The organism is Gelidibacter sp. (assembly GCF_039916245.1).
Classification (GTDB): Bacteria; Bacteroidota; Bacteroidia; order Flavobacteriales; family Flavobacteriaceae; genus Gelidibacter.
In genome coordinates this window covers 1-10444 of sequence record NZ_JBDSLS010000171.1, presented here as the reverse complement: position 1 = coordinate 10444, position 10444 = coordinate 1, and the positions used below count along the sequence as shown (strand labels likewise).

General features: G+C 38.8%; 5 protein-coding genes. 1 reads left to right on the top strand and 4 read right to left on the bottom strand.

Annotated features, from left to right (window positions below; translation table 11 throughout):
• Nucleotides 1–1771: CarD family transcriptional regulator (locus tag ABIQ28_RS09080; protein ID WP_348036569.1), on the bottom strand; the 1771-nt coding region annotated here is incomplete at its 3' end.
• A gap of 213 nt (nt 1772–1984) precedes the next feature.
• Here ABIQ28_RS09080 and ABIQ28_RS09075 point away from each other — a divergent pair.
• Nucleotides 1985–2416: a TerB family tellurite resistance protein gene (locus tag ABIQ28_RS09075; RefSeq protein ID WP_348036568.1), complete on the top strand. Its 432-nt coding sequence runs from the start codon at nt 1985–1987 to the stop codon at nt 2414–2416.
• A gap of 121 nt (nt 2417–2537) precedes the next feature.
• On the opposite strand, the gene ABIQ28_RS09070 is transcribed toward ABIQ28_RS09075, so the two are convergent.
• The 3 genes from ABIQ28_RS09070 to ABIQ28_RS09060 all read right to left on the bottom strand — a co-directional run bounded on the left by ABIQ28_RS09070 (nt 2538) and on the right by ABIQ28_RS09060 (nt 10411).
• Nucleotides 2538–2975 carry a hypothetical protein gene (locus ABIQ28_RS09070; protein ID WP_348036567.1) on the bottom strand — a complete coding sequence of 146 codons (438 nt, stop codon included), beginning with the start codon at nt 2973–2975 and terminating at the stop codon, nt 2538–2540.
• A gap of 61 nt (nt 2976–3036) precedes the next feature.
• Nucleotides 3037–5388, bottom strand: a complete 2352-nt coding sequence (gene pbpC / locus ABIQ28_RS09065; protein ID WP_348036566.1) for a penicillin-binding protein 1C — start codon at nt 5386–5388, stop codon at nt 3037–3039.
• Between the two features lie 448 nt (nt 5389–5836).
• Entirely contained in the window at nt 5837–10411 is a 4575-nt protein-coding gene (locus tag ABIQ28_RS09060; RefSeq protein ID WP_348036565.1) for an MG2 domain-containing protein, read from the bottom strand.
• Nucleotides 10412–10444: the final 33 nt, after the last annotated feature.

Sequence of the window (10444 nt, the reverse complement as noted above, 5' to 3'; positions counted from 1 at the left end):
CATCGCCACAAATCAGTCGATCCATCGGACGTTCGCTTTCCATATCCATTTTGATATCGGCTGTTGCAGTACTTTGATCTGGTGTATCTTCATAAATAAAAGAGGCTTCCAACTCCAATTGCATAGCGCTATCGGGATTATATTGATAGCCTTTTTCCAATTTTCGTTTGGCATAAACCTGAATCAGATTAAAAGCAATCTCCTTAACTCTGGTTTTGGTTTTTTGCTTTAAGGTTTTCCAAGCGTTGCTTCCTAGTTTGTAGATTTTCGGCGGCTTGCCATCTTTTCCGTTAAACTTCGTGATTTTATGGAGCGAATGAATACTCAAATACAACACATCACGTTCCCCATAAACCAATTTGATGGCTTCTTGCTTTTTGCCTTCCACATCAATTTTCTGAAGGCCACCAAAACGTCCAATACCATGATCAATATGCGTGACATAATCGCCAATATCAAGATTGGTCAATTCTTTTAAGGTAATGGCCTGCTTTTTAGCGTAGCCATTTTTTAGATGGAATTTATGATACCGCTCAAAAATTTGATGATCAGTATAACAGGTTATTTTATTGTCATGATCAATAAACCCTTGATACAAGGACAAAACAATAGCTTGGTAATGGATGCCGTGCTCTAAGGTTCTACTGCGCTCGGTATTGATATCCTCAAAAATATCATGAAAACGTTTGGCTTGCTGTTCGCTTACGCAAGCAATATAATTGGTGTACCCTTTATCGTGAAAGTCGTTTAAATTTTGAATGAGCAAATCAAATTGCTTATTAAAAGATGGTTGCGGTACAGTATGAAATTCAATGGTTTGGTTCCTGAGCACTGTCGAAGTACCAAATTCTACCAAAGTAAAATCGAGCAATTGACGTTTTAGCAGGTTTGAACTACAAAATAATTCTTCTGGCGAAGAGCGCTTGACTTCTGTAGAAAGCGTTTTAAAAGCCTCTTCAGCTTTTCCGAAAAAGTCGTCAATTCTTGAAAACAACAAATCTGCATTCTTAGTAAAAACAACTGTTTTTGGCGAAATATACTTTAAGAAGCTTTCTCTACTTTCATTTAAAAATTTATTTTCAACATTGGGAATGATGTTGATTTTGTTGATTTTTTCGGTGGATAATTGCGTTTCTACATCAAACGTCCGAAGGCTATCTACTTCATCGCCAAAAAACTCAATCCGGTAAGGTTCGTTGTGTGAAAATGAAAACACATCCACAATACCACCGCGGACAGAGAATTCGCCAGGTTCAGTAACAAAATCTACACGTTTAAACTGGTATTCAAACAAGACTTCGTTTACAAAATCAATCGACAAATTATCATTTAGAGAGATTTTTAAAGTATTGCGCTCCAGCTCTTTTCTGGTCACTACTTTTTCAAAAAGCGCATCCGGATAAGTGACAATAATGGCTGGTTTTCTACGAGAATTGATCCGATTTAAAACTTCAGCTCGCAAAAGCACATTGGCATTGTCCGTTTCTTCAATTTGATACGGCCGTCTGTAACTTCCAGGATAAAACAGTACGTCTTTGCTATTTACCAGCACTTCGAGATCATTCAGGTAAAACGCCGCTTCTTCTTTATCATTAAAAACTAGCAATAAAGGAAGATCTGCGGTCTTGAAAGTTTCTGCAATGACAAAACTTAATGACGACCCGATAAGACCTTTTAAATGTGTTTTACTTTGGTTTATGGAAATGGCAGCTTGCAGATCTTGCGTTTGCAAAGTCTGTGCATAAGCTTGCGAGAGATGTGATTTACTCAAGACAATTTAATTTAAGCAAATATAAAGTTTAGAATTTAGATGTAACGTATTGCAATTGTGAATTAAATCTTAAAAAGCAAATCATGAAATGCCCCTTTGCTTTTTAAAATTAAGACAAACGCCACCTAATTTTCATATCATTTTTTAGTTCCATAATGAAAAAAATCTGTAGTTTTGATAGAGATAGTATGCAAAAATTAAAACAAAATACATATGTCAATTTCAGATTTATTTGATAGCGGATTTAAAAAGCGTAATGAAGATCATTTTGCCGCCATTGTTAGAGTAGCCATGGATGATGGTGTGATATCTGACGATGAAAAAGCATTTTTAGATCGCTTAGCTCGTAATTTGGACATCAGCGAGGGAGAATATAAAAATATTCTTAAAGATTATCAATCCCATCCCATCAATCCGCCGACGTCCTATGACAATCGTTTAGAACGAATGTATGATTTGGCGCGTATGGTACACGTTGACCGTATTAAAGGCACTGGCGAGGATGTGTTGTTGAAAAAGATTGGTGTAGGGTTAGGCTTTAGGCCTGATAACGTGAAGTACATTGTGGACAAAGCATTAACCTTGGTTTCTAACGGTGTTGATTTAGATACGTTTATTGATGAAATGAAACACATGAACAGATAATTTAGACGTGATTTCCAGGACGTAACTTAAAATTAAGAATACAGTTTCAAAATAGATTAAAACAAAAAACCAGAGTTAATAGCTCTGGTTTTTTTATGGATTAAAAAGTTCTGTTGGTCTATTAAAACCAAGTATTCCATGGAATTTTTGCAAGGACACAAATCAATGCCAAGGTGTAAAATATAGCCAACATTTTGAATTTCGGCTTAGAGGTCAATTTCTTTTTATGTTTAGAATAACCAACAGTAATAAATACTACAGCAATAATCATCATTAAAGGATGCTCCACGATGTTTGAACGCATAATCGAATTTCCCATAACTCCTTTCATTCCCAATTCGGAAATTGAGCTCAAATAAGGACCAGTAACATATAATACGATCCCAATCAGCAACTGAATGTGGAATACAATAAGTGTGAACAAGGAAATTCTGAAATCGATAGGATGGAATTCTTTGTTACCAAAAAATTTAAACAAGGCGTTTAAAGTCGCAATCACAATCATAATAAGAGCCAAATAAGCCCAATAAGAATGCAGCATTTTTACAGTTTCGAACATAGATTTTTTGTTTGATAGGTTAAAGACAAAAATAGTAATTTTAAACGTGCTTTCAGACGCCTTATTCTGAAATTTCAATCCAGCGCTTACTTTCATTCCCAAATGCATCGACTACGGTAATCACATGCTTGCCTTGTTTCGGGCGCATGGCGAACTCGTGAATGTCTTTGGTGCTGCCCAAATAGGTTTCATCCAAATACCAAAACACTTCGGTTTCCGGCTTGGAATGTGCCACTCTTAAAATGAGTTCATTGGTTTGCCCGTTAAAATCTTTGGGTAAGAAAATGCTGTTATTTTCCTTCGGATATATGAATTCCATGACCCCGGCGTTCTCTACGATGCAATCCGCTCGAAATGGAGGCAAAGGCTTATAAAACGGATTTTGAGCCTTGTAGTAATATTCCATAAGCGGCGGCAAAATAAACCATGATTTATGAACGATGTTATTCAAATCCTCACAAGACGAATTAACCTGAAACTGTTCATACCTATCCAAATGCACCAACACATGAAACGGACATGGCGGCGTTTTTAGTCCTGCTATTTGAATGAATTTCTGCTCTCTGTTTTCACAATTTGGAGAGGCTCTATAGCCTGATAGTGCGCAAATTTCCACCTCTTGCATTTCATCAAAAGGTTTTGAAAACCAATCGCTTTTTGGCAATACATCAAATACATCAAATAAAATCGGTGCTGCAGTTTGTACGCCCACCAAGCCTGGTCGGCCTTCGCCATCAGCATTACCAACCCAAACGCCCACGACATAATCTTTAGTAGTACCGATGGCCCAGCCATCTCGAAACCCGAAGCTCGTGCCTGTTTTCCAGGCAATCTGTTTGGAGCTGTCATAAAACTCCCAGTTTTCATTGCCTTCTGGCCGGTTGACTTCTTTTAAACTTTCATAAGTAAGATAAATGGAAGCGGCATCAAACAAGGTCTTTTCAGAAGATTTCTTTCCGAAATCAATCGTTTCTTCAGCTAAAAAAGTTGGTTCACAAAATTCATTTTTGAAGTATTCGCTCGACGTTTCGTTAAAGTGATTTAAGGTAGAGGATAAGGCAGCATAGCTTTTGCACAAATCCCAAAGATTACTTTCGGCACCACCAAGAATCAAGGACAGTCCATAATGATTCGCATTATGCTTTAAATCTTTCAAATGCATAGCTTTCAAATAATGATGAAACCGATCCAATCCAAATTCTTGCAACATCCTTACCGATGGGACATTTAGCGATCGCGACAGTGCACGACTTGCTGGCACTGCCCCATCATATTGCTTATCAAAATTTTCGGGGTTGTAACTTCCATATTGTGTAGGCACATCAGCCACCAAAGTGTTGGGCAATAGATCTCCAGCATCCAGCATTGCAGCATATAAAAACGGCTTCAAAATACTCCCTGTACTTCGAGGTTTGGCAATAACGTCCACGTCCTTTTCGTGCTCCTTATCTGTGGGCGTATTACCTACATACGCTATGACTTTACGGGTTCTGACATCCAACACCAGCACCGCGGCATTGTAAATCTCGTTTTGTTTTAAGCTATTGTAGCTATTGGAAACGATTCTGTTGACCTGTTCTTGAATCGGCTTTTTAATGCTGGTTTGCACATGTTTTCCAAAGTGGGTTTGTGAAACTTTTTGCAACAAATGAGGCGCAATTTGTGGTAAGGGATACGGTTTTTGTGGCAAACCCTCTGCAATCGACAATTGATAGGTTAAAGTATCAATAAGTTTTTGTTGCAGTAATTTCTCCAATAATCGGTCGCGCTTTTTGAGCAATTGCTCTTGGTTTTTTCCTGGATAAATTAAACTCGGTGCATTTGGCAAAACGGCTAAGGTCGCACTTTCTGCCCACGACAATTGTGAGGCATCTCTATTAAAATAACGCCATGACGCGGCATCCAGACCGACCACATTTCCTCCAAACGGCGCATTGCTGCTGTAATAGGAAAGAATTCGTTCTTTAGAAGCCCTAAACTCCAAGCGCGTAGCCAAAACTATTTCTCTAATTTTTTCAAAATAGGTTCTGGATTGTCCTTTTCTAGATAAACGAATGACTTGCTGCGTGATCGTACTTCCTCCTCTTTTGATACCGCCAGAACTCAAGTTTTGCTTAAATGCTTTAACAATGGAAACCGGATTGAATCCTGTATGATACTGAAAATATTCATCTTCAAATTGAAGGATGCATATTTTAAACTTTTCTGGAACCGTGTCATTTTGCGGGAAGCGCCATTGGCCATCTTGAGCTATTACGGCGCCCAAAAGTTCGTTGTTGCCACTTGTAATAACCGTTGCCGTTGGATCTTTAAACAGTTGCCTTGGTAAACAAAAATAATAGACCACCACAATTATAAAAGTTATGGCAGACTTGAACTTGTGATGTTTTATGTAGGTTATTATTTTGTTCATATGATATGAGAGACCTGACAAGTTTTGACTTGTCCGCCGAAGCTTTAGCGAAGGAGGAAAACCTGTCAGGACTGATTGTTATTTTTATACAGGATTAACCCTTCCGTCTTTAAGCTCTATTCTGAGCTTAAAGCCACCTTCCCTTCAAAAGGGAAGGAATTTTTGACTCGGCCATATTAAGAACTTTATCACAAATTAAAATTCTCACGCTCTAAAAAAATGAACGATTTTCAAATCTAGTAACAATTTTAACTTCTCCTCCTTTGAAAGGAGGAGTGGATTCAATTCCAGAAAAGTAATTGAAGACGAGGTGGTTGTTTAACCTCTTTTTAAAATTGGCCAAACCTCTCAGGTTTTGAAAACCTGAGAGGTTTTTAACAACAGCTACGCTGAACCTAAAGGTTTCCTGCCTTTACTTCGAAAAGCTCAGCAACCACGCAGGAATTTGTTACTTTAAAACCTCAATCCATTTCCCTTTGCTTCGCACCAAAAACTCATTATCATACATCGCTTCTGCTTGCACACCTGGTAAATAATAAGTACCCAAATACGACGCATTCAACATAACCGTAAACGTCTTGGTATCATATTTCCCCTTCTTAGGTAAGTCGAAATAAAAGTTGACACGGTCGTCTCTAATATCTGTATAGCGCGCTTGACTGACAGTGGAATCTCCAAAATCAGTGAAACGCGTATTTAAGATTTCCCAACCTGACGGGAAGATTTGCGTTAACGCCACATCATTTACATCTTGATTTTTAAGATTGGTTACCTTCACTACGGCCACAAAATCCTGCCCTTGGTTAAGCTTCGAAATATCCATGACGTTTCCTTTCAAATTTTTATAAATCACTGAGACACTTAAGCCGCGCTGTTCTGAAATCTCTTTGCCAAGCGGCAACCTGCCAGAATTCAAGACGCGTACATACACGACATTGGCTTGATTATTTTTAAAGCTAAACGAATTACTGCCTTCTTTAACTGATAGTTCGCGTTGGGCGATGGCACTTTTGGTATCAATGATTTCAGACTTGCCATTAAGCGTGAATTCCACTTTTAATGCTTTTCCACCATTGGCTTCTACCATTTTTGCCATGGCCAATAAACTATAGGCGGTGGTTTGTGTACTCATCCAGCGATTGCTGGAAAGATCTTTAGCAACATCCTGTGCCAATTCACGCATTTTCGGATTCTTGGTCAATACCATCGTTTCCAAAGCCATGGCTCTGTTTCTATCGACCGAACCGTATGTATAATAGTTATACTCTTGAGGTACAAAATTGATGTTTGCAGTGCTCGAAATCTTATCACTTGCTTCCTTTTGACCTGCCAAGGCATACGCCGCTGCGAGTCGCCATTTGGCTTCATTGGAAATTTCGCTAAACTCACGCAAACGGTTCATGGCCGCCAAATCTGCACTTCCGGCCAAAGCCAAAGTATATAAACGATACGCCTGAGCTAAATCGGTATTCGCGGTTCTATAACTTGGACGCCAATCACTGGCGGCCTGTTTTTGGTAACGCAACCAGTTGTTCTTAAAGGTCAGTGGCAACACAAATCCTTTATTCTCTGCTTCCAACATAAAATGGCCAGCAAAACTGGTACTCCAATCATTGGATGCACTTTCTCCCATCCAATAACTCATACCACCACTTGGGTTTTGGTAATTCCCCAAACGCTTGACGCCACTTTCAAGATTCTTTTGGATTTCCTGTTTTTTCTGATAGGTCAGATCGAAAATATCACCCAAATACAATTGTGGAAACAATCCGGAAGTCACTTGTTCCAAACAGCCATGAGGATATTGGATCAAGAATTGTAAACGTCGGGAAAAATCCATCGGTGGCAATGTTGAAAATTCAACGGTAGCACTATTGGTTCCAACTTCGCCAAAGGTTGAGAAATCCATGGTTTTAGTCGTATTAGCTTCTAAAGTTTCATCCAATGCTTTTGAGGTAATCGGGTTGGGATTAAAAACGTCGATTTCTACTTTGTAGGTTGACTTTTCGCCATTACCACTTGCAATTACTTCAACAGTGTTGATGCCTTTTGCTTTGCTGACATCCAATTCAAAATAAGTCATTTGTTCATCTGGTCGAGCAAAAGTCAGTGATTTTGTTTTTTCTCCAACGATATATATTCCATCGCTCAGTTTTAAACTGATGCTCACATTTTTTACCTTATTTTCCATGGTAAACACAGTAACCGGCAAGGTCACTTTTTCGCCTGGACTCAATTTTCGTGGTAAACTTGCCAACACCATCAATGGTTTTTTTACTTGAACGGATTTATCAGTACTGCCATAAGCTTCGGTTTTCGCATCTCCAGCGACCACCATCGCTCTTACAGCGCCGATATAATTAGGCATTTTTATTTTATGTGATTTCTTATCGCCTGCACTTAATGTAAAAGGACCTAAATAAGTGACTACAGGTTTGAAGCGGTTGGCTTTTTTGTTTTTTCCTGCCGCAGCGTTCTCATCGCCACCAATGGCAAAAACCTGATCGATACTGCCGCTGTAAGCGCCAATGACGTCATCAAAAATATCCCAAGTTTTTACACCCAACGATTCGCGCGCGTAAAATTCATCCCAAGCATTTGGCGTTTTAAATCGGGTTAAATCTAAGAGGCCTTCTTCTACAATAGCTATGGTGTAAGTCATTGCTTTTTTATTCTTCTCGCTGACTTCAATTTTATACTCTTGCTCAGGCTGCAGCACATCGGGCATTTTAATTTCCGGTTTTAATTTAGTCGCTGGATTTTCGACCATAATCGGAATCACGCCATATAATCGGATTGGTAAATCATTGGCTGTAGTAGCATGTGGTTGTAACAACGAAATATTGACAAACACGTTAGGTGCCATTTCTGGAGTAATCGGTATTTTGACCGTGGTTTCGCCTTGCGTGGTCATGACCCATTTGTACGACAACACGTCAGAGCCATTTTCAATACTCAAAAGCGCTCTTCCTTCGGTTCCTGACGGGAATGTAATTTTAGCAGATTCGCCAACATTATAGTTTTCTTTATCCGCCGAAAAGACCAACATTTTTGCGGCTTCTTTATCTCCAGAAGGCGTGTTTTCATACCAGTTCTTATAGAAATAAGCCGTTCTACCAGTCGCATGTCCGCTTTGTGGATCTATAACTCTGATCAAGTAACGGCCGCGTTCATTTTCAGGAATGTTCAGCGTGAATTTCCCTTTCCCGTTAGCATCTGTCGTGACTTTTTTGTCCAAATAAGGCTTGTGATAACTGCTGGACACATAACTCGACAGATTATCATAAGAGGAATTCCACCACCATTGCCATTCAATTTTATAGACTTTCACTTCCAGGTTTTCACGTTTTACAGGGTTGCCTTTTGCATCGACGGTAACCACATCAAAAGTTTGGTTTTCATCTGTAAAAAAGGAACCGTAACGGTTGCCTTCTGGTGATTTCAATCCGACGAATGAACTATAAGGCGCATAGGTTTTTGTGAAAGCGTCCAATGAAAAATCGCCGCCATTTTCAAAAGCCCTAACCAAAAACTGGACGTTCAATAAGCCTGGAGCATTTTTGCCAATGTTCAACGATGTGTTGATTTTCGCTATGCCCTCTTCATTTAAAGCACCTTCAAAAACGGTCATTTCTTCTGAAGAAAACGAACGCGTCGGATCGACAAACTCATAATCCTTATAATTTTTAAAACCTTCGTAAGAGGTGCTGAATTTCGCCCTGATCTCCGCTTTTAAGTTTTTAGCAGGTGCACCATGCAGCCATTTGACATCCAATGTACCTTTTAAAGGCTCATTATTAACCAATACCTCATCTTCAAAATCAATCTTAATTTTGAGACGGTTAGGCTTAACAGTTTCTATCCGTAAACTTTTATAAAATGAAGCGCCACCTACTGAAACCTTAGCACTATAACTTCCAGTTTTATCTTCCGTATCGGTTGGGACGATAAACCGGTAGAAATTATTAAGGCCTTCCGTACTGATGTTCTTGTAAACGAGTTTACCATTCGGATCGCTAATTTCCATTTTAACAGGATGTCCTTTTGGTAATTTATTATCATTATCATTCAATATAAAGGTTAGGAATAATGAATCTCCAGGACGCCAAACGCCACGTTCACCATAAATATAACCCTTAAGCCCGCGTTGCAAACTGTTACCCGAAACGTCAAATTTGCTTAAGGACAATGAATTGCCATCGTCCAATTTAATATAGGTTGTGTTTTTCCCTTTAGTGACAATGGCGAAAGTGGCGAGTTTATCAATTTTTATACTGACCAAGCCTTCACTATCGGTTGTGCCCTTTCCGATTTCCTGTTGTTGAAAATTAAACAATCGGACCATTGCCCCTCCTTCTGGTTTAGTATCCAAAATGTTAGAAACGGCAAAATAATATGAGTTATTGGCACCTTGTTTAGCAATCACACCTAAATTAGAAGCCAATAGGTTTTGTGACACGACACGATCTTCATTGTAATACGCGTCATGACAAGGATTGTTCTGCTCATTCCAATTGTAACTGTAATTTTTGTAGCTGTAAATTAAATTGTCCCAATATTCTTCCTCACGTAAATCCTCATCTTCAGTGGTGCTCTCGTTGTAATTGCCTTCATAATAATCGCCGTCGTAATAGTCATTATAATAATCGTCTTCCGATTTTTCGACACTGCTATAATTATCACAATTAAATAGTGAATATTCCTTTTTAATGCTCAATTCTACACGATAAATGGCGCCAGCGTCAGCTTTGAAAAACTTCGATAAATCAATGCTATAGGCTTTCCATCGCCCATCATTTTCAACCCCATCATTTTGCAGGGTAATGGTTTGTTTTGCAATCCGTCTACCAACACGTTTTAGGGCATATTCATTAGTAGTCTGAAAAAAATTATCCTGAAGAAACTGTAACACATTATTTTCAAAAATTTTGATGATGCGGACGTCTACCGCCTTCAAGTTAACAGCTTCAAAATTGAATTTCAATTCCTCTGAATTCGGTAAAATAGTTCCATTACTAATCAACCGAACTTGTGGTTTTAATTCTTCAAAAGAAAT

Bases quoted from the DNA above. Each gene is read 5' to 3' on its own strand.
- pbpC (WP_348036566.1), bottom strand. From the start codon at position 5,388: ATGAACAAAATAATAACCTACATAAAACATCACAAGTTCAAGTCTGCC.
- ABIQ28_RS09075 (WP_348036568.1), top strand. From the start codon at position 1,985: ATGTCAATTTCAGATTTATTTGATAGCGGATTTAAAAAGCGTAATGAA.
- ABIQ28_RS09070 (WP_348036567.1), bottom strand. From the start codon at position 2,975: ATGTTCGAAACTGTAAAAATGCTGCATTCTTATTGGGCTTATTTGGCT.